Origin of the sequence: Pseudomonas sp. OE 28.3 (genome assembly GCF_014268205.2) — a bacterium.
Classification (GTDB): Bacteria; Pseudomonadota; Gammaproteobacteria; order Pseudomonadales; family Pseudomonadaceae; genus Aquipseudomonas; species Aquipseudomonas edaphica.
The window spans coordinates 5,972,956-5,997,717 of the sequence record NZ_CP077082.1 but is presented as its reverse complement, the minus strand read 5'-3'; the positions used below and the strand labels follow the sequence as shown (position 1 = coordinate 5,997,717).

23 protein-coding genes are annotated in these 24,762 nt (G+C 60.0%); 7 read left to right on the top strand and 16 right to left on the bottom strand.

What is annotated here, in order from left to right; translation table 11 throughout:
- Positions 1-132 precede the first annotated feature (132 nt).
- The 5 genes from HU759_RS26925 to HU759_RS26905 all read left to right on the top strand — a co-directional run bounded on the left by HU759_RS26925 (position 133) and on the right by HU759_RS26905 (position 3,874).
- Positions 133-693 (top strand): rhomboid family intramembrane serine protease, encoded by a 561-nt coding sequence (locus tag HU759_RS26925; protein ID WP_099547565.1) that lies wholly within the window; start codon positions 133-135, stop codon positions 691-693.
- Positions 694-865: 172 nt separating this feature from the next.
- Positions 866-1,528: a DUF2491 family protein gene (locus HU759_RS26920; RefSeq protein WP_099547566.1), complete on the top strand. Its 663-nt coding sequence runs from the start codon at positions 866-868 to the stop codon at positions 1,526-1,528.
- 15 nt (positions 1,529-1,543) lie between these two features.
- Positions 1,544-1,972: a DUF350 domain-containing protein gene (locus tag HU759_RS26915; protein WP_017136013.1), complete on the top strand. Its 429-nt coding sequence runs from the start codon at positions 1,544-1,546 to the stop codon at positions 1,970-1,972.
- 18 nt (positions 1,973-1,990) lie between these two features.
- On the top strand, positions 1,991-2,704 hold the full coding sequence (locus tag HU759_RS26910; protein ID WP_017136014.1) for a DUF1190 domain-containing protein: 714 nt from the start codon (positions 1,991-1,993) through the stop codon (positions 2,702-2,704).
- A gap of 12 nt (positions 2,705-2,716) precedes the next feature.
- Positions 2,717-3,874, top strand: a complete 1,158-nt coding sequence (locus HU759_RS26905; protein WP_170038040.1) for a glutathionylspermidine synthase family protein — start codon at positions 2,717-2,719, stop codon at positions 3,872-3,874.
- A 140-nt stretch (positions 3,875-4,014) separates the two neighbouring features.
- On the opposite strand, the gene ycaC is transcribed toward HU759_RS26905, so the two are convergent.
- The 7 genes from ycaC to HU759_RS26870 form a co-directional block, all read right to left on the bottom strand.
- Positions 4,015-4,647 (bottom strand): isochorismate family cysteine hydrolase YcaC, encoded by a 633-nt coding sequence (ycaC, locus tag HU759_RS26900; RefSeq protein WP_170038042.1) that lies wholly within the window; start codon positions 4,645-4,647, stop codon positions 4,015-4,017.
- 123 nt (positions 4,648-4,770) lie between these two features.
- On the bottom strand, positions 4,771-5,151 hold the full coding sequence (locus tag HU759_RS26895; protein WP_017136017.1) for an OB-fold domain-containing protein: 381 nt from the start codon (positions 5,149-5,151) through the stop codon (positions 4,771-4,773).
- A 1-nt stretch (position 5,152) separates the two neighbouring features.
- Positions 5,153-6,331: a thiolase domain-containing protein gene (locus HU759_RS26890; protein ID WP_170038044.1), complete on the bottom strand. Its 1,179-nt coding sequence runs from the start codon at positions 6,329-6,331 to the stop codon at positions 5,153-5,155.
- Entirely contained in the window at positions 6,328-8,325 is a 1,998-nt protein-coding gene (locus tag HU759_RS26885; protein ID WP_170038046.1) for an acetoacetate--CoA ligase, read from the bottom strand. The genes HU759_RS26890 and HU759_RS26885 overlap by 4 nt, the downstream gene beginning before the upstream one ends.
- Positions 8,326-8,444: 119 nt before the next feature.
- Positions 8,445-9,173, bottom strand: coding sequence for a TetR family transcriptional regulator (locus tag HU759_RS26880; RefSeq protein WP_170038048.1), 729 nt, complete (start codon positions 9,171-9,173; stop codon positions 8,445-8,447).
- Between the two features lie 74 nt (positions 9,174-9,247).
- Entirely contained in the window at positions 9,248-10,543 is a 1,296-nt protein-coding gene (locus HU759_RS26875; RefSeq protein WP_170038050.1) for an aminotransferase class III-fold pyridoxal phosphate-dependent enzyme, read from the bottom strand.
- A complete protein-coding gene (locus HU759_RS26870) occupies positions 10,527-11,858 on the bottom strand; it encodes an amino acid permease (protein ID WP_225933013.1) in 1,332 nt (443 codons plus the stop codon). Before HU759_RS26870 ends, HU759_RS26875 begins: the two co-directional genes overlap by 17 nt.
- 640 nt (positions 11,859-12,498) lie before the next feature.
- On the opposite strand from HU759_RS26870, the gene HU759_RS26865 reads away from it, so the two are divergent.
- Positions 12,499-12,735 (top strand): hypothetical protein, encoded by a 237-nt coding sequence (locus tag HU759_RS26865; RefSeq protein WP_138450496.1) that lies wholly within the window; start codon positions 12,499-12,501, stop codon positions 12,733-12,735.
- 288 nt (positions 12,736-13,023) lie between these two features.
- Here the strand turns inward: HU759_RS26865 and HU759_RS26860 are convergent, their stop codons facing one another.
- The 9 genes from HU759_RS26860 to HU759_RS26820 form a co-directional block, all read right to left on the bottom strand.
- Positions 13,024-13,794, bottom strand: a complete 771-nt coding sequence (locus HU759_RS26860) for a helix-turn-helix transcriptional regulator (protein WP_186617112.1) — start codon at positions 13,792-13,794, stop codon at positions 13,024-13,026.
- 214 nt (positions 13,795-14,008) lie between these two features.
- Positions 14,009-14,536 (bottom strand): inorganic diphosphatase, encoded by a 528-nt coding sequence (gene ppa / locus HU759_RS26855; RefSeq protein WP_003176323.1) that lies wholly within the window; start codon positions 14,534-14,536, stop codon positions 14,009-14,011.
- Between the two features lie 93 nt (positions 14,537-14,629).
- Positions 14,630-15,460, bottom strand: a complete 831-nt coding sequence (locus HU759_RS26850; protein WP_170038060.1) for a M90 family metallopeptidase — start codon at positions 15,458-15,460, stop codon at positions 14,630-14,632.
- A 6-nt stretch (positions 15,461-15,466) separates the two neighbouring features.
- On the bottom strand, positions 15,467-16,120 hold the full coding sequence (locus HU759_RS26845; protein WP_017136026.1) for a DedA family protein: 654 nt from the start codon (positions 16,118-16,120) through the stop codon (positions 15,467-15,469).
- A 313-nt stretch (positions 16,121-16,433) separates the two neighbouring features.
- Positions 16,434-16,892, bottom strand: a complete 459-nt coding sequence (locus HU759_RS26840) for a GNAT family N-acetyltransferase (protein ID WP_099547578.1) — start codon at positions 16,890-16,892, stop codon at positions 16,434-16,436.
- Positions 16,893-16,985: 93 nt separating this feature from the next.
- Positions 16,986-17,819 (bottom strand): ethanolamine ammonia-lyase subunit EutC, encoded by an 834-nt coding sequence (eutC, locus tag HU759_RS26835; RefSeq protein ID WP_170038062.1) that lies wholly within the window; start codon positions 17,817-17,819, stop codon positions 16,986-16,988.
- A complete protein-coding gene (locus tag HU759_RS26830) occupies positions 17,816-19,210 on the bottom strand; it encodes an ethanolamine ammonia-lyase subunit EutB (RefSeq protein WP_170038064.1) in 1,395 nt (464 codons plus the stop codon). The genes eutC and HU759_RS26830 overlap by 4 nt, the downstream gene beginning before the upstream one ends.
- 64 nt (positions 19,211-19,274) lie before the next feature.
- A complete protein-coding gene (eat, locus tag HU759_RS26825; protein WP_138450483.1) occupies positions 19,275-20,708 on the bottom strand; it encodes an ethanolamine permease in 1,434 nt (477 codons plus the stop codon).
- Between the two features lie 207 nt (positions 20,709-20,915).
- Entirely contained in the window at positions 20,916-22,436 is a 1,521-nt protein-coding gene (locus tag HU759_RS26820) for an aldehyde dehydrogenase family protein (protein ID WP_058420203.1), read from the bottom strand.
- Positions 22,437-22,707: 271 nt separating this feature from the next.
- Between HU759_RS26820 and HU759_RS26815 the strand changes: the two genes are divergently transcribed.
- Entirely contained in the window at positions 22,708-24,618 is a 1,911-nt protein-coding gene (locus HU759_RS26815; RefSeq protein ID WP_169987403.1) for a sigma-54-dependent Fis family transcriptional regulator, read from the top strand.
- Positions 24,619-24,762 lie beyond the last annotated feature (144 nt).

Genomic DNA, 24,762 nt, shown 5'->3' with positions numbered 1-24,762 from the left:
CGCTGGACTGCGTAGCAGTCCCATTTTTAGGGCCGCTGCGCAGCCCAGCGGGAGCAAGCTCCCTCGCCACAGTGACCGTGTTCTTTCTAAGCGGGCGGGCATTGACTGTGCCCTTTTTACGTCGAGGTCAGGATGGACGCCCTGAAGGGTTTCAAGACAATCGCAGGCCTGGCCGTGTTCATGGTCGCGCTGCAACTGCTCAATGTCGCCACCGGTTACAGCCTCATGGCATTCGGTCTGATCCCGAGGACCGTGCAGGGCCTGTTCGGCATCCTCACCTCACCGTTTCTGCACGCCTCCTTTGCCCACCTGGGCGCAAACCTGATTGCGTTTGTAGTGCTGGGCACCCTGGTCATGGCTGAAGGGCTCAACCGTTTCATAACCGTCAGCGCGATTATTATCCTGCTGGGCGGTTCGCTGGTCTGGCTGTTCGGGTTTACCGGCGTACACGTCGGTGCCAGCGGCTGGGTCTTTGGGCTATGGGCCTACCTCTTGTCGCGCGCCTGGTTCCACAGGAGCTGGAGCAACCTGTTAGTCGCCGGTGTGGTGGCGGTGTTTTATGGCGGGTTGATCATGGGGTTTGTGCCGCGCCAGGGGATTTCCTTCGAAGGGCATCTGTTTGGTGCGCTCGCCGGCTTTATTGCTGCCAAGGTACTTCTCTCAACACCGCGCAGCAGGTTTAATGCCGGGTGAACGCACTTGCGCCTACCGACGCTGAGGCGATGGCGTCAGGAATCAAGTACCCAGGGAGTCAGGGGCGACATGTCGAATTTTCTTGTGTGGCGCTCGGGCGTCATCTTCCGCTTTTATTGTTTCTCATCTATTCCCTTCTCTATCGCTTCCACCCACCTCAAGGAACTCTCCAATGGGATGGTTTAAACAGTTGATGGGGCTTGAGGCCCCACAAACGAATGCCGAGTCAATATCGCCGCTGCCGACCACCGGCCCGCTAGGCCTGGCGCCCGGCAAAGGCGTGATGTTCGACACCACCCTGAAATTGTTGCTCGATGGGAAAACCTCGGTGGTGATCCCCGGCTCCCAGGAAGTCTGGGCCAACGGCACCGTTGACCTCGGGCAATCGACCTGGCTGTCGCGCTACTACATGAACGACGAAGATTACTGGCTGCAAGTACACACCACCGGCGAAGTCGCCGGGCAGGTCGAGTCGGTGATCCTGTTCAATTACTTGAGCTACGTCACCCTCAGCAGCGAAGCGGAACTGCGCAGGCTGGCAGGCCCACAAAGCCTGATCGGGCTACCGACTTACACCCACAACGGCGTCGAATACACCCGTGTTTGGGGCAGCGAAGCCGGCCAGACCGAACTGGTGGCGATGAGCGAGCGCGTAATAAACCCGGAAGACGCCTACAACGTCGAGCACCGTTCGATGCTGTACGCCCGCGACACCGGCCTGACCGATCGCCGCGAGTTCCTGCTGTTTTCCGTCGAAGAAGATGCCGAGGGTGGCATCAGCCTGAGCACGTCGCTGGGCATTTCGCTGTACACAACCGACCTGACTGCGCTCTAAAAAAGGAAGCCATCCATGCTAGAAGCTCTCTCCATCTCCCTGAACAAAGCGGCTGTGCTCGGCTTTGTCATCTACATCCTGGGGGCTGCGGTGCTGTTCGCGCTGTTCCAGTTCATCTACACCCGCATCACTCCGCACAAGGAGTTCGAACTGATCCGCGCCGGCAACGTTTCGGCGTCGGTCGCCCTGGGCGGCGCGATCATTGGCTTCGCCATTCCGGCCAGCAATGTGATTGCCTACTCCATCAGCCTGCTGGATTTTGTCGTCTGGTCGGTGATCGCCGCCGTCGTCCAGTTGCTGGCGTTTCTGCTGACCAGCCTGGTGCTCAAAGGCACGTCCGAGCGCATCAAGAATGGCGAAGTTGCGGCCGGCATCTACGTGGCCGCCGTGGCTATCAGCGTCGGCATGCTGAACGCCGCGTGCATGACGCCCACCCAGTACTGATTGCGCACGGAGCTCTCGATGAAACGAAGCAAGTACGTCCAGCTGTCGCTGGCAGCGTCGGTCGCCATGGCGATATCTGGCTGCGGGCCGACCGAAAAAACCTACGATTTGCAGAAGAAGTACAACTTCCAGTCGGTCCAGCAATGCGCCGATGAAAAGCTACCGGTCGACGTCTGCTCCGACGCCTACATGACCGCCATGGCCGAGCACCGCCGCATCGCGCCGGTGTACGACAGCCAGACCGATTGCGACGCCGACTTTGTCGCCGACTGGTGTCAGCAAGACTCCTCCGGCAAGTTCATCCCAAGGCTGGGCGGTTTCGAACTGACCGCCGAAGGCCAGGTGACCCAATCCCAGGTCGATGCGGCCAATGCCCAAGTCGCCGGTTCGCAAGCCAACAGCGGTGGTTCAGGCTTCTCCACCAGCAGCCTGCTGACCGGCCTGTTGATCGGCAACATGCTCAGCAACAATCGCAACAGCTACCGCTCCGAGCCGGTGTACCGCTACCGCGATGATCGCGGCAATTACGGCAACTCGACGCTCAACCAGCGTGTCTCCAACGGGGCGACCTTTGGCCGTTCCAACCAGGCCCGATATGGCAGCAGCAATTACTCCAACACGCTGCGCTCCTCCAGCAAACCGGTGAACGTTGCGTCGTCCACCTCCCGTGGCGGCTTCGGCAGCAAAGCCAGCGCCCGCAGCGGCTGGGGCGGCGGCGGTTCGAGCAGTTAAGGAAGCCAGGCCATGAAGAAGATCCACTGCGCAGAACGTCATGACTGGAAACAGACCGCCGACAGCCTCGGCTTCCTGTTCCACACCATCGACGGCGAACCCTACTGGGACGAAAGCGCGTACTACCAGTTCACGCTCCAGCAAATTGAGCGCGACCTCGAAGACCCGACCACCGAGATCCATGACATGTGCATGGACCTCGTGGCCCGCGTGGTGCAAAACGAGGAATTGCTGGAACGCCTGAGCATTCCCGCGCCGTTCTTCGACATGATCCGCACTTCATGGCTCGAAGGCCACCCGCACCTGTACGGGCGCATGGACTTCTCCTACAACGGCAGCGGGCCAGCCAAACTGCTCGAGCTCAACTACGACACACCCACCAGCCTCTATGAAGCGGCGGCGTTTCAATGGGGCTGGCTGGAGCAATGCATTGAACGCGGCCTGCTGCCCAAGCACGCCGACCAGTTCAACAGCATCGACACCAAGCTGCATCAAGCCTTCGCCCAATTGCAGCTCAACCAGCCGTTCTACTTCGCCTCGATGAAAGACTCGATCGAAGACAAAGGCACCACCGACTACCTGCGCCTGGTCGCCGAAAAAGTTGGTATTGAATCCCGCCACATCGACATCGAAGACATCGGCCTCACCAGCGAAGGCCGCTTCGTCGACCTTGAGGATCGCTGGATTCCCCACCTGTTCAAACTGCACGCCTGGGAGTTCATCTTCCACGAACCCTTCGGCGCCGCGATTGCCCAGAGCGACACCCAGTTCTTCGAGCCCGCGTGGAAAGCCATCCTCTCCAACAAAGGCATCCTGCCGCTGCTGTGGGAGTTCAATAAAGGCCACCCGAACCTGCTTGCCTCCCACCTGGACCCCGACCCCGGCAAAGCCGTGCCAAAGGGCTGGGTGCGCAAACCGTTCTTCTCCCGCGAAGGCGCCAACATCGAACTGCAAACCGCCGACGGCCTGATCGTAAAAGAAGACGGCCCCTACACGGACGCGCCGTTCATCCTTCAGGAATTCGCGCCGCTGCCACGCTTTGGCGACAGCTATACACTGATCGGCTCCTGGGTCATCGCTGACCAAGCCGCAGGCATCGGCGTGCGCGAAGACAACAGCCTGATCACCAAGGACTCAAGCCGGTTTCTACCGCACCTGATCCTCGACTGAACCACCCCAATCGCAACGCAGCAAAGACCAAATGTGGGAGCGGGCTTGCCCGCGATGACGGTATGTCAGCCACCGAATGTAGTGACTGATTCACCGCCATCGCGGGCAAGCCCGCTCCCACAGGTTAAAGCCGCTCAACCTCACCCCTGACGCGCTGCCAGCACCGAATAGCTGTTCATCAAGTTCCGATAGTTAGGAATCCGCTGCGACAACAAATTCCCCAGCCCCTCGATATCGTTGCGCCAGTCACCCTGCAACTCACACGCCACCGAAAACCAATTCATCATCTGCGCCCCCGCCTGCATCATCCGGCTCCACGCCGCCTGCTGCACCGTCGTATTAAACGTGCCCGACGCATCCGTCACCACAAACACCTCAAACCCCTCCGCCAGCGCCGACAACGTCGGGAACGTCACACACACATCCGTCACCACACCCGCAATAATGATCTGCTTACGCCCAGTCGCCTTGACCGCCTTGACGAAATCCTCGTTGTCCCACGCATTGATCTGACCAGGGCGAGCGATGTACGGCGCCTGCGGGAACATCTCCTTCAACTCCGGCACCAACGGGCCGTTAGGGCCTTGCTCGAAACTGGTGGTGAGAATGGTCGGCAAGTTGAAGAACTTGGCGACGTCCGCCAGGGCCAGCACGTTGTTCTTGAACTCGTTGGGGGAGAAGTCCTGTACCAGCGAGATCAGGCCGGTTTGGTGGTCGATCAGCAGAACAATGGCGTCGTCTTTGTTCAAGCGGCTGAGGGTTGGCGTGCTCATGGTTGAAGTCCTTTTTTGATTGGGTTGGTTTGGCGTTGCGTTCAACATGGGCACAGATTAATGGGTGGGTTGGACGTGATAAATCGGCTGGCATGTGTCTTACCGTCAACTTAAAAAGGACAATCAAACTGACGGAACAAACACGGGGACTTTTTGGCCGCTCGGCGTGGGCGCAAACGCCACCTTGAGCCGTTGCCCGATGCGCAAGCGGTGCGCAGCCTCACACTGGATGACCGACAACATCGTTGGCCCTTCGTCGAGCGTCACGTAGGCAATGCAATGCACGTCGTCTGCGCGCCCGCTATAGCTGAAGCTGTACAAGGTGGCGCCACCGCTGGCGACGATCCAATCGGTTGCGGTGCTGCCGGTGAACGGGCTGTGATCGCGGGGGTAGTAGTAGGCCTTGCCGGTGTCCAGGCAACGGCGTAGCAACAGTTGGTCTTGATTGGCGGCAGCCCAGAAGGGCGCACTTTCCGCGGTGATGTGCGGTGAGGTCAGTGGCATATCAAAGGCGCTCCAGTATGAGTGTGGCGCTGCCGTGGCGTGAGCCCAGCAGGCCGCCGGTGCCGTGGGCCAGAGCCAGTGCGCAATGAGGCCGTTGAACGGCCGGGTGTGCTTCGCCGCGCAACTGGCGCACAGCCTCAATTAGCCTGGCCATGCCGCCGCGATGGCCGGGGTGGTTATTGCACAGGCCGCCGCCGTCAGTGTTTACCGCCAAGGGGCCGACACCGCTGATCAACTTGCCGTCAGTGACAAAGGCGCCGCCCTGGCCAGGGGCGCAAAAACCGAGGTTTTCCAGCTGGATCAATACGGTGATGGTGAAGCTGTCGTACAGCGACGCGTAGTCAATATCGCCAGGTGTGAGGCGCGCCTCACCGAATGCATTGGCGCCGGATTGCGCGCCACCTGAGGTCAGCAGGTCGAAGTAACCGCCGTTCAGATGGTTAATCGCATAGCCCGAACCGATAGGCGTAATCAGCGGCCGTTTGAGCGAGCGCGCAATGGCTGGATGCACCAGCACCAGGGCACCGCCGCCGTCGCTGATCACGCAGCAGTCCAAGCGCCGCAAAGGGGCGGCGACCCAGGGTGAACTCAGAACGTCTTCCACCGTTACCACATTGCGCAACATGGCCTGCGGGTTGTGCTGGGCATGGTGCGATGCCGCGACTTTTATCCAGGCCAATTGCTCGGCCGTGGTGCCGTGTTCGTACTGATGGCGCATGGCGCACATCGCGTAGCGGTTGACCACGGCAGCGCCATAGGGCGTTTCAAACGGTGCTTCACAGGCGCTGTACGCTGGGTCTAATGCGCTGCTTTGCGGACGTTGGCGCTCGGCACGCGGGCGCCCGGCCTGGGTGATCAAGGCGACACGGCAGCGCCCATCGGCGATGGCGCGTGTAGCCTGGGCGACTTGATGCATGTAGGACGAGCCCCAACTTTCCGTCGTATCCAGGTGCCGTGGCTGGATGCCCAGGTACTCGACCATGGAGAACGGCCCTACGCCTGGCGCTCCCCAGCCCGGCACATCACTGGCGCAGAAATAGCCGTCGACATCACTGAGGCTCAGCCCCGCATCCTCCAGTGCGCCGCGTGCCACATCGGCATGCAACTGCGCCAGGGAGCGGTCCGTGGCGTGGCGGGTAGGGTGTTCATAGGCACCCACGATATAAGCTTTACCCCTCATGGCTGGCGGCTCCGGGCGGCGTATTCGATAAAGAACTCAAGCGCCTGCGGGTCACGCATGGCGCTGGGGTTGGCGACTTTCTGCGGGTCGTGTCCCATCAGGATCCGGCGTACCGGCACTTCCATTTTTTTCCCGGTGAGGGTGGTGGGAATCAGCGGTACAGCCAGGATGCAGTCCGGCACATGCCGAGGTGTGCACGCCAGGCGCAGGCAGTCGTTCACGCGTTGCTGCAAAGGCTCATCCAACACCGCGTCGGCACGCAGCTGTACAAACAGCGGCATAAAGAAACCGCCCTCGGGCAAATCAAGGTTAACGATCAGTGCATCCTCGATTTCTGCGATGTGCTCCAGCGCCCGATAAATCTCTGCCGTGCCGATCCGCACGCCAAAGCGGTTCAGCGTCGCATCGGAACGCCCCAGCACCTGGCAGCCGCCGCGAGCATTGAGCAAAAAGAAATCCCCATGGCGCCACACGCCCGGCCATGGCTGAAAGTAGCTGTCGCGATAGCGCTCGCCCGTGGGGTCATTCCAGAAATACACCGGCATCGACGGCATGGGCGACCTCACCACCAGCTCGCCGACTTGATCGATCACCGGTTGGCCGTGTGCATCAAACGCATGGGCATCCACCCCCAGGGCGCGCGCCTGGATCTCGCCGGCATACACCGGCAAGGTCGGTACGCCACTGACCAAACCGGTGCAGATATCCGTACCGCCGCTGCCCGTGTTGACCCACACCGCCGTGTTCAGGTTGCGGTAAAACCATGCATTACACTGCGGTGAAACCGGCGACCCCACCGGCATTACCGTGCGCAGTGCGTGCAGGTCAAAACGCTCGCCGGGCACCACCCCCTCGCGTTGCATCAGTTCAATGTAGGTGGGGCTGGTGCCGAAAAAACTCGCGCGGCTGTCTTGCAGGATTTGCCACAGCGCATCGGTGCCTGGCCAGGTGGGATGGCCGTCGTAAAGCACCGGGCGTACACCGCAGAGCAAGGCACTGAACAAGGTGTTCCACATCATCCAGCCGGTGGTGGTGAAAATGAAGGCGGTGTCACCCGCACGAAAATCCAGGTGCAGATGCAGTGCTTTGAGCTGCTCCAGCAGAACCCCGCCATGGCTGTGAACGATGGCTTTGGGCACCCCCGTGGTGCCGGACGAGAACAGTACCCATAACGGATGATCGAAGGGGACTTGCTCGCACTGGAAATCGGCGGCGGGCACGCTGGGGCGCAGGCGCAAGCTGTGCCAGTCGATGGCGTTAGGCAGCGTCAATGGCTCATCAGCAAACAGCGCCGGCAGCACAATCACCTGTTGGATACTGCCCAACTCGCCGACGATCTGCCGGACCTGTTCGCGCCGGTCAAACACCTTGCCGCCATACCGGTAACCGTCCACCGCCAACAGCACTTTCGGCGCTAATTGCCGCACCCGATCCAGCACACCCTCGCTGCCGAAATCCGGCGAGCAACTGGCCCAGATCGCACCGATGGCTGCGCAGGCACATAGTGCAATCATCGCCTCGGGAATGTTTGGCAGGTAAGCCACCACGCGATCACCGGGCACTACGCCGAGCTCTCGCAGATAGCTGGCGAGCGTGCGTACCTGGTCGCAGAACTCGACCCATGGCAAGCCCTGCAACGCAGCGGATTCGCTCAGGTAGAGCAGCGCATCGCCTTGCCGTTCGTTGCGCAAAATGTGTTCGGCAAAATTCAGCTGCGCGCCGGGAAACCACTCAGTACCCGGCATCCTACGATCACCCAGCACCGCGTGGTAGGGGCTACTGGTCTGCACCTTGAAGTGGTCCCAGATCGATTGCCAGAAAGCGTCCAGATCATCGACCGACCACTGCCATAGCCCGTGGTAGTCGACAAAGCTCAGCCCGCGCTCGCGTTTGAGCCAAGCCAGGTAATGCGTGAGGCGGGTATGTTGGATATGTTCAGGGGAGGGCTGCCAAAGCCGTTGGCCCTGGACCACTTCGTTGAATGCAGTCGCCACGATTTAAGACCTCTGACGTTTTTGTTTTTAGGGTCATGGGGTATTCATGCGTGACGGACTGTAGCGATAAATTGTACGACGTACAATTGATAGGCTTTCTGATTATGTTGTGCGATTTTTCAGCGACGCGCCGCCAGGGTTTCCAGGCCGCAGAGGAGGGTGTCGACATAAAACGCAAAGCTCTCATGCAGCGGCGCGTGCACACCATTTTGCCAGCGCAGGCTGAAACCACGGTTGCTGAGCTGGCCCATGTTCTGCGCAAGGGTCGGGTGCTGCTCGGCGTCAACGGTCTGCAGGCTTTCCTGTACTTGCTGCTGCCAGGCTTCGGTGTTCTCCGGCAGCGGGGCGAACTCCAAGGTGGTGAAACCGGCAAGGGCGGCGATAAACGTGTTGTAGGCGCCAGCCAATGAAGGCCCACTGAAACCCGCTTGCTGCAACGCTGCCAATACGCCTTCTACCAACTTGAAGTCGGTGCGGGTGTTGGAGACCAGTTGCGCACCGAGCAACGGCGCCACATTCGGGTGCTGGTGCACAGCGTTATGGCAATTAACCAGGGTGGCGCGAAGGTAGTCCTGCCAGCGTTCCTGAGGGTGCGGTGCCACCCCTTCAAGGACTTTGGCCAGCACTTCACTCAACAGCAACTCACGTGATGAGACGTACCAGTAAATGGCTGTCGGGTACACGCCCAGGCTATTTGCCAAGTTGCGCAGGCTGCATTTTTCCAGGCCTTCGCGGTCGATCAACGCCAATGCGGCGGCGATAATCGTGTCTTTATTCAGCTGGTTTTGCGGGTCTTCGCCAACGGTTTTTTTACGCCTGCCTCGTGGGTTTGCGGTTTTGCTGGTCATGGACGTTATTCCGGTTGAGCGACGGCGAAAGGATAGCCGGTCGTCGATTCGCTGTCGCTCTTCCAGGCGTGGTGTCAGTCTCTGGTCAACATGCCTCCATAGCGTTCTACAAAGGCCTGTGTAGCGTTAACCAGCCGATTCATTTCGTGCTCGGTCAGCGGCAGGCTCAACGCAAACAGCCCACGCCGCGCACTGTAGATCCCACATTCAAGCAGGTGAAAAAAGAACAGGTCCCGTAGGCGGTTTCGGTCCGTTGGGATATCCGTGGGCCGAAGAATCGGCAAGCCTGTGGGATGCAGGTTCATCACTGAACCCTGCCCGGTAAACTGCATCGGCATAGAGGCGAGCACCTCGTTCAGTTGCTCGCGCAACCGGTCGCCCCTTGTATTCAACGCAATGGCTTGCTCACGGGTATACACCTGCTCCAATCCAGCGATACCCGCCGCCATGGTCAGTACGTTGTTGTTAAAGGTGCCTGCGTGAGAGAGGCTGCCATGGCGCGGATCGAACTGCACCATGATGTCTCGTCGGCCACCCAACATTCCACAGGGCATCCCGCCGCCGAGGTATTTGCCCAGGGTCATCAGGTCAGGCGTTATACCGAGCTTTTCTTGTAAACCGCCTGGGCCAAGGCGTGAAGTCATCACCTCATCGAACACCAGCAGTACCCCATACGCACGGCTCAACTCGCGCAAACCCTCGAGAAAGCCCGGCGCGGCGCAGATACAGCCACCGGCGCCCAACATCGGCTCCACGAGGATCGCCGCACATTCGCCAGGGTGCTCAAACAGCAAACGCTCGACACTGCCTAGATCGTTGTAATCCGCCAGGTACACGCGGTGGGGCACATTCATCGGCGTGCCTGGCCCGGCAAAACTCAGCACGCCGCCGTGATAACCGCCGTTAAACGCGATGACGCCGTCGCGCCGGGTGTAGGCCCGTGCCGCCGCCAGCGCGAGCAGATTCGCCTCGGTACCGGAATTGGTAAAGCGCACCTGTTCGATACAACCAAAGCGCTCCACGATCAACGCTGCCAACCGCGCTTCCAGTTGCGTAGGGGCGCTGAGGTTCAGCCCGTTCGCCATCGCCGTCGTCAGCGCCTGGATGATTACCGGGTGAGAGTGCCCATACAGCGCTGCGGTGTATTCGGCGAGAAAGTCGACATAACGATGCCCGTCCAGGTCATCAAGAAAACAGCCCGCGCCGCCCGACATCACCAACGGAAACGGCGCATAAAACAGCACTGAGCGGGTATTGCCACCCGGCATTACCCGCGCGGCCAAGTCCATTTGCCGGGCGCTGTTGGGGTTGGCGTGGGTATAGCGTGTGATGCAGCGCTGCAACGCGGACCTATCAGGCGCTGTGAACATCGCTCACCTCCTTGGATGCGTTGCGCTTTGGATATACCAGCAGCAACAGCGCAAACCAGGCCGCCGCCACGTAAAACGCCGTGCGCGTCTCCGGGTCGCGAATCACCAGCACCGTCAACCCAGCCAAAAACAACAGTACCAACACGCTGCTGCCCCGAGCCCACGGCAAGCGATACGCCATCAGCGGCAACTCACCCCGCTGCACCTTGTACCGATACGCCATATGCGTGGTGATGATCACCGCCCATACCCAAATCAACAGGCCCAGAATGCCGGTGATCAATAGGTTGAAAATACGTTCCGGCATCAAATAGTTCAGCAAGACCCCCACCAGCAAAATCGCGGTCGACACCATCAAGCAACGCGCCGGCACCTGGCGCGGGCTTAACACCTGCAATTGACGGGGTGCCTGCTGAATATGCGACAGCGCAAACAACATCCGGCTGGTGGCAAACAACCCGGTATTGCACGACGACGCCAGCGCACTGATCACTACAAAATTGATCAGCCCGGCCGCAATCCCCAGGCCAATGCTGTCGAACACCCTCACAAACGGGCTTTGCGAGGTATCGATCTGGTTCCAGGGATAAAGGGCCATGATCACCGCGATCGACCCGATATAAAAAATTGCCATCCGCCAGATGATGCTATTGATCGCTCGCGGCAATGTGCGCTCCGGGTTGGCCGTTTCCGCCGCCACCAAGCCAATCACCTCGACCCCGGCAAAGGTAAACGCCGCCAACGGTATCGCGTACCAAAAGCCACTCCAGCCATTCGGGAAAAACCCACCGTGCCGCCACAGGTTGGTGATCGAAGGGGTGGTTTGCGACGATGTATCCAGCCCGAAAATCAGAATCGCCAAGCCTGCGGCAATCAACCCGACAATCGTCACCACCTTGATCAACGCCAGCCAGAACTCCACCTCGCCAAACGTCTTCACCGCAAACAAATTGATCACCATCAACACCACCGTGGTGACCAACGCCGGAATCCACTGCGCCAACTCCGGGAACCAATATTTCATCAACAAGCCGATCCCCGTAACCTCCAGCACCCCCACCAGAATCCAGATCAACCAATACGACCACCCCGTAATAAACGCCACCCGCGGCCCCAAAAACTCCTCCGCATACGTCGCAAACGACCCGCTACCGGGCCGATACAACGACAACTCCCCCAGCGCCCGCGCAATCAAATAAACCATCCCCCCACACAACGCATACGCCAGCAACAACGCCGGCCCCGCCGTGGCAATAGCCTTACCCGAACCCAGAAACAAACCGGCCCCAATAATGCCGCCGATAGCAATCAACATCACATGCCGCTCCTTGAGCGACCGCGCCAAGCCATGGTTGGAAGAGTGAAGCGGTGGTGTGGACATCAGCATTCCCCGAGCTGTATTGCACAGCAGTAGTGAGGTGGCCCGGCTCAGACCGGATTTTATTGTACGGTGTGCAATAAGCAGGTTTTGGGCCAAATGCTAAACGCGGCGGCAAGCGGTTTTTAAACGGGCTGTTTAGATATGTTTGTAGGAAGGTTCGTTGGGGCGATGTCGATTGGGGCGAGGGTGAAAGCGTGTCACCTGGGGAAACAGATGGGTGGGGGGGATACGGTCGAGAATCAGGGGTGATTTTCAAGGGCCAGCAGGGCGGATCCCTTTCATTTGAAGGACGTTTCCTAGAGAATTCCAGTCGCTTGCGCCAGCTAAATTCCGCGACTAGGCTGCGTTCCGTCACTGTTTTTTCAGTGATCGGGTTTAGTCGCCCGGATTCGATTGGCGCATAAGCAATTCATGAGTCAGGCCCCCCTTCGCCTGCATCTTATGGTGGCTGTGCGCAGGGCACCTCCGGGTGCGCCGGGTTCCCAATCGACCGGTCGACTAACCTGCGTACAGCTGCCGCCTTTCGTTTAGTCGCGGATCTTGGCAGCTCCAAATTATCGATTGGAGTTTTGCTATGGATAACGTTGTTTCGGATTTGCCCTCATCGGCTGCGACCAAGCCATTTACTGTTAATGAAGAACTGAGCTTTGAAGATGCCTGGGTGCGCGTAGCCGAGCTGTTGCAGTGTGCGGTGGCTACATCGCAGGCACTGGGTGAACCGCTGGGTGCGCCGCACAGGGCGGTGATGCATTTGGTGGAGATGGCGAAGATGGTGGCGGATCGGGCTGTGGAGTGTATGCAGCCTGGATAACGCACCAGAGAGGCGGGTGAGGCAATAAGCGGCTCCAGTAGTCCGACAACTGTTGGACTACTGGATTGTGATTCTTACAGGCATTAAAAAGCCGGCTTGTGGCCGGCTTCTCGGGGACTGCCTCAGCTTGTTTTTGACAAACCTCACCAGCCTTCAAATCGCTCAGCCCACATCACGTCGGGCTGAATAGTAGGGGCATCTGCGGGAACTCCTCCGCATCGCCAGGCAGAATAGATAGCGCAAAGCCACCCCCTGCCAAATGTGGGCGGCATGATACCCACATTCACCTCATATGCCTACCTCCGGGTCCGATTTAGAGCCTTCCCAGCCCAGCAGGTGTTCGTCCAGCGGCACCGGCCTGCGGTTGTTGAGGGTGGACCACCAGAACACCCAGCCGACGATCCCGAAGTTCTGCTCAAAGCGTTGTTCGTGGGTGAGGTATTCGTCCGGGTGTTCGCCGGCGTTGTGGCTGCGCATGCGCAGGCCGCCGCCGGGGCGGTTGTAGAGGTATTTGATGCGGAGCATGCCGTCGTGTTCGACGGCGTAGATTTCGCCGTCGGTGATTTGGCTGCGGCCGCGGTCGATGGCGAGGGTGGCGCCTTGTTGGATGATGTCGGTCATGCTGTTGTCGACCATGTAGGCGCCTACCGCGCGGTCGGGGTGTACGTTGAGGGTTTCGAGGGTGTGCAGGGAGACGCGGATGCGTTCGCTTGAGGTGAATGTGGGGTGGAGGGGGATCTCCACGTCGATTTTTTCTGGGAGACGGGCGGGGCCCGTGAGGTACTTGCCGCTGTCTTCGCGGGTGGCGATGCCCTTGCTTGGGTCCGGGCCTTCCAGCAGGAAGTTGGCCGGCGGGTGTTTGAGGCCTTCGCCGGTGCGCAGCCAACGGCTGGAGACGCAGAGCAGTTCTGCGATCTCGTTGAGTCGGCCCATGGGCACGCCGCGCTTGAACCAGTTGTTCACGTGTTGAGGCGTGACACCACGGTTCTTGGCGAAGTCGGAGGCGGAAAGATGAACTTCCCGCAGTAACGCTTTTAGTCGATCACCTGATGTATTCATAAACGCAGAGTTTACTGGCCGGAAAAATACATCAAATAAACTATGCGTTGAGTTTCGCGTGTAGGGATTTGCTTAGTTGTAGTCTGATATGTCAGTTATCTAATCTTATTAAACGTTCCGAATTAAACATTGAACTTGGCGTTTAATTTTTCCCACAAAAAAAGCCCCGAATCGTCGGGGCTTTTTTGATTGCCGGGGCAATGAGGAGCGGGTATCAGCCTTTGTAGGCAGCGACCGACTTCATGATCTCGGCGCGGGCGGCGTCTGCGTTGCCCCAACCGTCGATCTTCACCCATTTGCCTTTTTCGAGGTCTTTGTAGTTCTCGAAGAAGTGCTTGATCTGTTCCAGCAGCAGTGGCGGCAGGTCGGTGTATTCCTTCACGTCCACGTACAGCTGGGACAGCTTGTCGTGTGGCACCGCGATAACTTTGGCATCGCCACCGCCGTCGTCGGTCATGTTCAGGATGCCGACTGGGCGCGCGCGAATCACCGAGCCTGGGGTAACCGGGTAAGGGGTTACTACCAGCACGTCGAGGGGGTCACCGTCGTCAGCCAGGGTGTTAGGGATAAAACCGTAGTTGGCCGGGTAGAACATCGGGGTGGCCATGAAACGGTCAACGAACAGGCAGTCGCTGTCTTTGTCGATTTCGTATTTGATCGGCGCGTGGTTGGCCGGAATTTCGATGGCGACGTAGATGTCGTTCGGCAGGTCTTTGCCAGCCGGAATCTTGCTGTAGCTCATTGGGCGGTGCCCCCGTAGTTGGCCATGAAACATGGCCGGATTGGCCTAAAAGTGGCGGCGATTATAGGCATATTCTGACGCCGATGCCATGCGTCAGACGTCGTGTGGCGCCAGCGGTTCAGTCTGGTAGCGGGCATCGCCGGTTTGCAGTTGGTGCAGGCGGGCCAGCGGGTCCTGGCGATAGAAGCGGCTCAGTTGCGCGTACACCTGGGGGTAAGTGCCGACCAGTAAATCCGGGGCACTGAAGAAATACTCACTGGTGACGGCAAAGAACTCCGCCGGGTTTTCGGCGGCGTAGGGGTCGATGTCGGTCTCGGCGTCCGGGTTGGCATCCAGTTGGCGGTTGAGGTCGTCAAAGGCGCTTTGCATCACGCTGGCCCATTCCTGCACGCGCATGTCGTGGTGCAGCGGCGGCAGGCCGTTGGCGTCGCCGTTGAGCATGTCCAGCTTGTGCGCCAGCTCGTGGATCACCAGGTTGTAGCCTTCCCACTGGCCGCTGGCCAGTACGCCGGGCCAGGCGAGGATCACCGGGCCTTGCTGCCAGGCTTCGCCGCTGTGCTCACCGTCCCACTCGTGCTCGACGCCGCTGGCATCGCGATGGCGCTGGGGGCTGAGGAAGTCGTCGGGGTACAGCACGATTTCGTGAAAACCCTGATACCAGTCGAGGTCGCCCAGGTTCATCAACGGCAATTGTGCCTGGGCGGCGAGCAGCAGGCGCTGTTCCTGATGCAACTCGACGCCGGGCAGGGCGGTGAGGTGCTTTCCATTCAGGAACACCACGCAGGCTTCGCGCAGCCACTGGTCCTGCTCGGCGCTGATGCCGTCGAGGAAGGTCAGGTGGTGGCGCACCCGCTGCCAGGTGTCATCGGCAATCGGGTGCTTGGCCAGCAGGCGCCGGCGACGCCAGGCGCTGAGGGACCACATCGCGGGTTACTGCGGCTTGGCTTCGGAACTGCGGCCAAAACGGCTGCGGACCACGCCGATGATCATTGGCACCAGCGACAGCAGGATGATGAACACCACCAGCAGCGAGAGGTTCTTTTTGATAAACGGCACGTTGCCGAAGAAGTAACCCAGGGTGACCAGGCCGCCAACCCACAGGATGGTGCCGAACACGCTGAACCCAAAGAAGCGCGGGTAAGGCATTTTGGCGATACCGGCCACGAATGGCGCAAAGGTGCGCAGGATCGGCAGGAAGCGCGCCAGGGTCACGGTTTTACCGCCGTGCTTGTCGTAGAAGTCGTGGGTTTTTTGCAGGTAGTCGCGGCGGAAGATTTTCGAATTCGGGTTGCTGAACAAGCGCTCCCCGGCCGTTCGTCCGATCACGTAGTTGGTACTGTCGCCGAGGATGGCTGCCAGCATTAGCAGGCCGCCCAGCAGGACCGGGTCCATGCCGCCGCCTGCGGCGACGGCGCCGGCGATAAACAGCAGGGAGTCACCGGGCAGGAAGGGCATGACCACCAAACCGGTTTCGCAAAAGATAACCAGGAACAGAATGGCGTAGATCCACACTCCGTAGTTTCTTACCAGCATGTCGAGGTACACGTCGAGATGCAGAATAAGGTCGAGCGGGTTGAAATCCATGGATGGCACCTGTGTGAATGGCCCGACTCAGCGGGCCTGTGCGGAAGCTACGGGTAAGTTAGGCTACAAGGTTATGTCGCGATTCTTACAACTCTGAGAGGTCCGCATTATACGGATTAAGAGGTGAAAAGCGTGTTGGTTTTGTAGCGGGGAGTGTCGCTGGTAGCAAGGCCCCACACCGACCTAAATGTTGCTCAGATGTAAATGTGGGAGCTGGCTTGCCTGCGATAGCGGTGGGCCAGCAAATGATGCATCCGCTGATACTTCGCTATCGCAGGCAAGCCAGCTCCCACAGTGGAGCGCTGGTGTTTTCTCAGTCCTCACTGATCGGCAGCACGTAGTTCTTGAACTCCGTATCTTCCCGAAAGCCGATCGACTCATAGGTCTTCTGCGCCACTTCATTGTCACTGCTGGTCGACACCCGCAGCCGCACGGCCTGGGTCTCCTTGGCCATCTTCTTCGCGGTGCGTATCAGGTTGTCGGCCACCAGCTGCCGGCGGGCATCTTCGGCCACGTAGATGTCGTTGAGGATCCACACGCGTTTAAGCGACAGCGACGAAAAGCTCGGGTACAGCTGGCAGAATCCCAGCAACCTTTTGTCGTCATCATCCGCCAGGGCCAGGTAGATCACCGACTCTTTGCGGCGCAGGCGCTTTTCCAGAAAGGCCCGCGACGAATCCGGGAAGGGCAGCGCGCCATAAAACTCACGGTACTTGACGAACAACGGGGTCAGCAGGTCCAGGTGTTCCAGGGTCGCTTGAGTAATCCGCATGCCAGGCCTCAACTTCCAAATGGGTGTATGACCACACAAGCGGTCGTGACTCGATGCTGCCTAATGACGCAAAAAAGCGCAATCGTGCAGCTATCAGTCATTGGGTGGGCTGAGCAGGAAATTGCCTTTCATCAGGTCAGGATCATCCGATTCAATGGTCTGAACCTGCGCCTCGTCCTTGAGGTTGACCCCCGACAGCTGCCGACGACACGCCTCTTTCATCAAATAAAGCAGGCGATGGGCGGCCATGCCGTAACTCAGGCCCTCCAGTCGTACGTTGGAGATGCAGTTGCGGTAGGCATCGGTGAGTCCGACCTTGGGGTTGTAGGTGAAATACAGCCCCAGGCTGTCCGGCGAGCTGAGCCCCGGTCGTTCGCCGATCAGAATCACCACCATCTTGGCCCCGAGCAATTGGCCGACTTCATCGGCCACTGCCACGCGGCCCTGTTCCACCAGAATCACTGGCGATAAAGACCAGCCTTCAGCCTGGGTCTGTTCCTCCATGCGTGTAAGAAACGGCAGCGTATGTTTATGCACCGCCAGCGCCGACAGGCCATCAGCCACCACCACGGCCAAATCCACGCCACCTGGGTTGGCGTCGGCATAGTCGCGCAGGCTCTGGGCTGACTCATCACTCAGGCGCCGGCCCAGATCCGGGCGTTGCAGGTACATGTGCCGGTCCACCGCAGCGCTGTGCAGCAACAGGCTGTCACGCCCGCGCTCGGCCATTTGGCTGCTCAGGCCCGCATGGTCGAAGGGCAGGTGTACCGCATCGCGCGCCTGGGCGTGGGCGAACTGAAAATCCAGCTGCGCGTTGGTGGGGATGCTGGTGCCGGTGCGGCCCAGGGCAATGCGTGCAGGTGTGAGGCGGCGCAGTTCCAGCCACGGGTTGTCAGGCAGGTCGAGTTGCACAGGCGGCTCCTTCATCCTAATTGCTTCAAGGCGTGGCGAAACGCCGGTGGCAGGCTGTTGCCAAAGTGCACCTTGCCGTCGGCTTGGGTGAAGATGCCCATTTTCGCCAGCCACTGCTCAAACTCCGGCGCCGGCTTTAAACCCAGTGTTTGCCGAGCGTACAGGGCGTCGTGGAACGAGGTGGTCTGGTAGTTGAGCATGATGTCGTCGGAGCCGGGGATGCCCATGATGAAGTTGATCCCGGCCACGCCCAGCAGGGTCAGCAGCGTGTCCATATCATCCTGGTCGGCCTCGGCGTGGTTGGTGTAGCAGATATCACAGCCCATCGGCACGCCGAGCAGCTTGCCGCAGAAGTGGTCTTCGAGGCCGGCGCGGATGATCTGCTTGCCGTTGTACAGGTACTCCGGGCCGATAAAGCCTACAACCGTGTTGACCAAAAACGGCTTGAAATGCCGCGCCACGGCGTAGGCGCGGGTTTCACAGGTTTGCTGGTCGACGCCAAAGTGCGCGTTGGCCGACAAGGCGCTGCCCTGGCCGGTTTCGAAATACATCAGGTTCTGGCCCAACGTGCCGCGATTCAGGCTCAAACCCGCTTCGTAGCCTTCTTGCAGCACGCTCAGGCTGATGCCGAAACTGGCGTTGGCCGCCTCGGTGCCGGCAATTGACTGAAACACCAGGTCCAGCGGCACGCCACGGTTGATGGCCTCGATGGAGGTGGTCACGTGGGTCAGCACGCAGGCTTGGGTGGGGATTTCGTAGCGCTGGATGATCGCGTCAAGCATCTCCAGCATGGCGCAGATCGAGGCGATGCTGTCGGTGGCCGGGTTGATGCCGATCATGGCGTCGCCGTTGCCGTAGAGCAGGCCGTCGAGAATGCTGGCGGCGATGCCCGCCGGTTCATCCGTCGGGTGGTTGGGTTGCAGGCGGGTCGACAGGCGCCCGCGCAGGCCCATGGTGCCGCGAAACTGGGTGACCACGCGGATCTTCTGCGCCACCAGCACCAAGTCCTGCACTCGCATGATCTTGGAAACGGCGGCGGCCATCTCTGGGGTCAGCCCGGGCGCCAGGGCACGCAGGGTATGTTCGTCGGCCGCATCACTGAGCAGCCAGTCGCGCAGGCCGCCGACGGTGAGGTGGCTGACTGCGCTAAACGCCTGCTTATCGTGGGTGTCGATGATTAGCCGGGTGACTTCGTCGCTTTCGTAGGGGATCAGCACTTCTTCGAGGAAGTGTTTCAACGGGATATTCGCCAGCGCCATTTGCGCCGCGACGCGCTCGCCGTCGTTTTGCGCCGCCACACCGGCCAGGAAGTCGCCGGAACGCGCCGGGCTGGCCTTGGCCATCACGTCCTTGAGGCTGTCGAAACGGTAGGTCTGTGTACCTACCGCGTGGGTAAAGCTTGCCATACAGTGTCTCCTTGGCGACGCGGGCTGCCCGTGAGTAAGGCGCCCGCATCGAGGTTTACGGCAGTTAGTGCAAGGCGGCCTCTGCGGCCTGGATCGCCGCGAATTCCTCTTCGGGCGTGCCTGCTACCAAGTGATGCCGGCTGTAGAAAGCAAAGTAAGCAATTAATACTCCATAGATGATCGCAGCGCCAATCACCACCCGTGGGTCCACCAGAAAGCCCGCTACCACGGCCACGCAGGCCAGTACCAGGGCGATGCCGGAAGTGAAAATGCCACCCGGCGTGCGGTACGGGCGGTCCATTTTGGGGCGGCGGATGCGCAACGTGATGTGCGCGGCCATCATCAGTACGTAGGAAATGGTCGCGCCGAACACCGCCACCAGAATCAGCAAATCACCCTGGCCGGTCAGCGACAGGCCGAAACCGATGATGCCGGGGATCACCAATGCCAGCACCGGCGCCTTGCTTTTGTTGGTCTGCGACAGCTTGCGCGGCAGGTAGCCGGCACGAGACAAGGCAAAGATCTGCCGCGAGTAGGCGTAGATAATCGAGAAAAAGCTCGCGATCAGCCCGGCCAGGCCAACCAGATTGACGAAGCTGCCCATCCAGGTCGAGCCGCCGTACGACAACGCCAGTGCTTCAACCAGCGGGTTACCCGATTTGATCAGCGCGTAGGTGCCGGCGCCGCCGGGCGCAATCACCAGAATCAACAGGGCAAAACTGGTCAGCACCACAATGGCGCCGATCAATCCGCGGGGCAGGTCGCGCTTGGGGTTCTTGGTTTCTTCGGCGGCCAGGGGCACACCTTCGACGGCGAGGAAAAACCAGATCGCGTAGGGAATCGCCGCCCACACGCCAACATAGCCAAACGGCAGGAAGGTGCTGGCGCCCTTGGCCTCGGTCACCGGCATGTCAAGCAAGTTGGCGACGTTGAAGTGCGGCACCATCGACACCAGGAACACCCCCAAGGCAATCGCAGCGACGGCGGTGATCACAAACATCAGCTTCAAGGCTTCACCCACGCCAAAGATGTGGATGCCGATAAAGATGATGTAGAACGCCAGGTAAATCATCCAGCCGCCGATGCCGAACAACGACTCGCAATAGGCGCCGATAAACACCGCGATGGCGGCAGGAGCAATCGCGTACTCGATCAGGATGGCGGTGCCCGTGAGGAACCCGCCCCAAGGGCCAAAGGCGCTGCGGGCAAAGCCGTAGCCACCGCCGGCGGTAGGAATCATGGAAGACAGTTCGGCCAGGGAGAAACACATGCACAGGTACATGGTGGCCATGAGCAAGGTGGCGAGGAACATGCCGCCCCAGCCGCCCTGGGCCAGGCCGAAGTTCCAACCGGCGTAGTCGCCGGAGATCACATAGGCAACGCCAAGGCCGACCAGCAGCACCCAGCCGGCGGCGCCTTTTTTCAGTTCGCGTTGTTGGAAATAGTCGGTGCCGACTTTTTCGAAGTCGACGGAAGAGCCAGTGGGTTCGCTAGGCATGGGGAAGTACCGTCCGTTGTTATTGTTCTAGCTCGACCTCTTTGTGTCGAACGTGAGTTGCGAGTACTTGCGAAGATCAAAATGTGGGAGCTGGCTTGCCTGCGATGACGGTAGGGCAGTCACCACTTTTGCTGGTTGAACTACCGCTATCGCAGGCAAGCCAGCTCCCACACTTGATTGCATTTCAAATGGTGGAGCGGGTGTTAGTTAGAAAAAGCCCAACGGATTAATGTCGTAGCTCACCAGCAGGTTCTTGGTCTGCTGGTAGTGATCCAACATCATCTTGTGGGTCTCACGGCCCACGCCGGACTTCTTGTAGCCACCAAACGCGGCATGCGCCGGGTACAGGTGGTAGCAGTTGGTCCACACACGGCCCGCCTTGATCGCACGGCCCATGCGGTAGGCGCGGTTGATGTCGCGGGTCCACACGCCGGCGCCGAGGCCGAACTCGGTGTCGTTGGCAATCGCCAGGGCTTCGGCTTCGTCCTTGAAGGTGGTGATGCTCACCACCGGGCCGAAGATTTCTTCCTGGAACACGCGCATCTCATTGGTGCCCTTGAGCAGGGTCGGCTGGATGTAATAACCACCGGCCATGTCGCCGGTCAGTTGCTCGACCTTGCCGCCGGTGAGCAGTTGCGCGCCTTCGCCCTTGGCGATTTCCAGGTAGGACAGGATCTTGTCGAACTGCTGCTCGGACGCCTGGGCGCCGACCATGGTGTCGGTGTCCAGCGGGTCGCCGCGTTTGATCTGCTCGACCTTCTTCATCACCACTTTCATGAAGTCGTCGTAGATCGACTCTTCAACCAGCGCACGGGATGGGCAGGTGCACACTTCGCCTTGGTTAAAGAACGCCAGCACCAGGCCTTCGGCGGCTTTCTCGATAAACGAAGGTTCGGCTTTCATGATGTCGGCAAAGAAGATGTTCGGCGACTTGCCGCCCAGCTCGACGGTGGACGGAATAATGTTCTCGGCCGCCGCGTGCATGATGTGCGAGCCCACTGGCGTGGAGCCGGTGAAGGCGATCTTGGCGATGCGCTTGCTGGTGGCCAGGGCTTCGCCCGCTTCTTTGCCGAAGCCGTGCACCACGTTCAGCACGCCAGGCGGCAGCAGGTCGCCGATCAGCTCCATCAGCACGTTGATGCCCAGCGGGGTTTGCTCGGCGGGTTTGAGCACCACGCAGTTACCGGCGGCCAGGGCCGGTGCGAGTTTCCACGCGGCCATCAGCAGCGGGAAGTTCCACGGGATGATCTGGCCGACCACACCCAGCGGCTCGTGGAAGTGGTAGGACGCGGTAAGTTCGTTGATCTCGGCGCTGGTGCCTTCCTGGGCGCGGATGCAACCGGCGAAATAGCGGAAGTGGTCAGCGGCCAGCGGGATGTCGGCGTTGAGGGTTTCACGCACGGCCTTGCCGTTGTCCCAGGTCTCGGTGATGGCCAGCAGTTCGAGGTTCTGTTCGATGCGGTCGGCGATTTTCAGCAGCACCAGCGAGCGGTCCTGGGCCGAGGTCTTGCCCCAGGCGTCAGCGGCGGCGTGGGCGGCATCCAGTGCCTTGTCGATGTCTTTGGCAGTGGAGCGCGGGAATTCGGCGATGGGCTTGCCGTTGACCGGCGAGGTGTTAGTGAAATAGTTGCCGTCCACCGGTGCAACGAACTCGCCGCCGATGAAGTTGCCGTACTTGGCCTTGAAGGAAACGATCGAGCCTTCGGTGCCGGGATGTGCGTAACGCATGGTGGGTATCTCCTGCTTTTATGTTTATTGGAGTACAGCGGTGTTGCGCGTGATAAAGCGTAGAGCAAAGGTTGGGCCATCGCTTTACACACCTGTTAAATCAAGGGTTTGAGCTTTGTTGCGAGGTGTTGCGGTGACAAGGCTGGCACAGCCGGTGTGACAGTTTGTGCCATAAGCGATACACCCTGTGACCGGTGGGTCGGCGCGGGATTGCAATGGCCGGATGGCTGGGGGATGCTGGCTGCTCTCACGCAGGGAGAATAATAAGAACATGCACAACGATCATTTCAGTCGCCATGCTCAACAGGTCCTCACCGTCACCCGCGGGCAAGACCTCGCCCACGGCCCCGGCAGCGACCCGTCCATCGCCCGGTCCTGGTTGCGGTGCCTTGAGGACTATCACCTCGACCCCGCGCTGACCATGGCGCCCACCGTGCTGGAACACGGGCGCCTGCTGGAAAGTCGCGAGCGCTTGCAGCAAGTGCTGCGCATTGCCGGCAGTGAGATGAACAGCCTGCATCAACAACTTTCCGGCGCCGGCCATGCGGTGCTGCTCACCGATGCGCGTGGGGTGATCCTCAACTGCGTTACCGCGCCGGCCGAGCGCAAGGTGTTCGAGCGTGCGGGGCTATGGCTGGGGGCCGACTGGAGCGAGGCGTGCGAGGGCACCAATGGCATCGGCACCTGCTTGGTGGAGCGCCAGTCGCTGACCATTCACCGCGATGAGCATTTTCGCGGCCGCCACACCGGTCTGACCTGCTCAGCGAGCCCGGTGTTCGATCCCCATGGAGAACTGCTGGCCGTGCTGGATGTGTCTTCTGCACGTGAGGCGGTGTCGCGCCAAAGCCAGTTCCACACCATGGCGTTGGTGAACTTGTCGGCCAAGATGATCGAAAGTTGTTACTTCCTGCGCCATTTTGAAAAGCACTGGCTGCTGCGCTTTCACTTGCAGGCGGAATCTGTGGGGTTGTTCAGCGAAGGGCTGCTGGCCTTCGACGGTGACGGACGTATCTGTGCGGTCAACCAGAGCGCCCTGAACCTGCTGGGCCAGGCGCGGGGCGGTTTGCTGGGGCAGCCGGTGGAAGCGTTTTTCGAATGCTCGCTGGACCAGTTGCTCGGCCGCGCCAGTGCCAATGCCACCGCCAGTTGGCCGTTGCGTACGCGCGATGGCCGGCATTTGTTCGCTGCGTTGCGTGGTCAGGCACGGAGTACACCGCCGGCGCCGATGGCCAAGCCCGAGGCACCGCGCCTGCCGGGCATCTGCCTCGGCGACCCGGTGTTACAGAGTGATTTTCGCAAGGCCCTCAGGGTATTCGAGCGCGACGTGCCCCTGTTGATCAACGGCGAAACCGGCTGTGGTAAAGAAGCCTTCGCCAAGGCGGTGCATCAAGCCAGCCAGCGCGCCGACAAGGCTTTCGTTGCGCTTAATTGCGCCGCCATCCCGGAAAACCTGATTGAAAGCGAGTTGTTCGGTTATCGCGGCGGCAGCTTTACCGGCGCGCTGAAAGAAGGCATGCGCGGTAAATTACAGCAGGCCGATGGCGGCACCCTGTTTCTCGATGAGATAGGCGACATGCCTTTCGCGTTGCAAACCCGTCTTTTAAGGGTGCTGGAAGACCGCGTGGTGGTGCCCATCGGGGGCGCGCCGCAGGCGGTGGACGTCAGAATCATCAGCGCGACCCACCGCGACCTGTTAGCGCGTGTTGCCGACGGTAGCTTCCGCGAAGACCTTTACTATCGCCTCAACGGCCTTGAGATTGCCGTGCCGCCCTTGCGCGACCGCAGCGACAAAGCGCAATTACTGGCGTTTTTGCTGGCGGAGGAAGCCGCAGGGCAAGCGGTGGTGCTTGATGAGCCAGCGCGGCGCGCTTTGCTGGACTACGCCTGGCCGGGAAACATTCGGCAATTGCGCAACGTGTTGCGTACTTTGGCGGCGTTGTGCGAGGACGGGAAAATCAGCGTTGAAGACCTGCCGCCCATCATTCGCCAACCGCGCCCCGTGAGGGCTTTAGAGCCCCAGCAGGGGGGCGTACTGGACGATGCAGAGCGTGTAGCGTTACTCAATGCACTCAAACAGCAACATTGGCACATGTCCCGCACGGCAGAAAGTTTAGGCGTGAGCCGGAATACGCTTTACAGGAAGTTACGTCGGCACGGAATTGAACGTTGTTCACACGCGTGATCTGCACGTTGTTACTGCAGCCCTCATAGTGCCCGCTTTTAGTCGCCCATGAGAGAAGTGGGTTGAAACGTTTGGATAAACCTTGCCTGATGTTTTTTGTGTGATTTGTATAGTTGTGAGCCACTCAGTCTCTGAATAGTTACT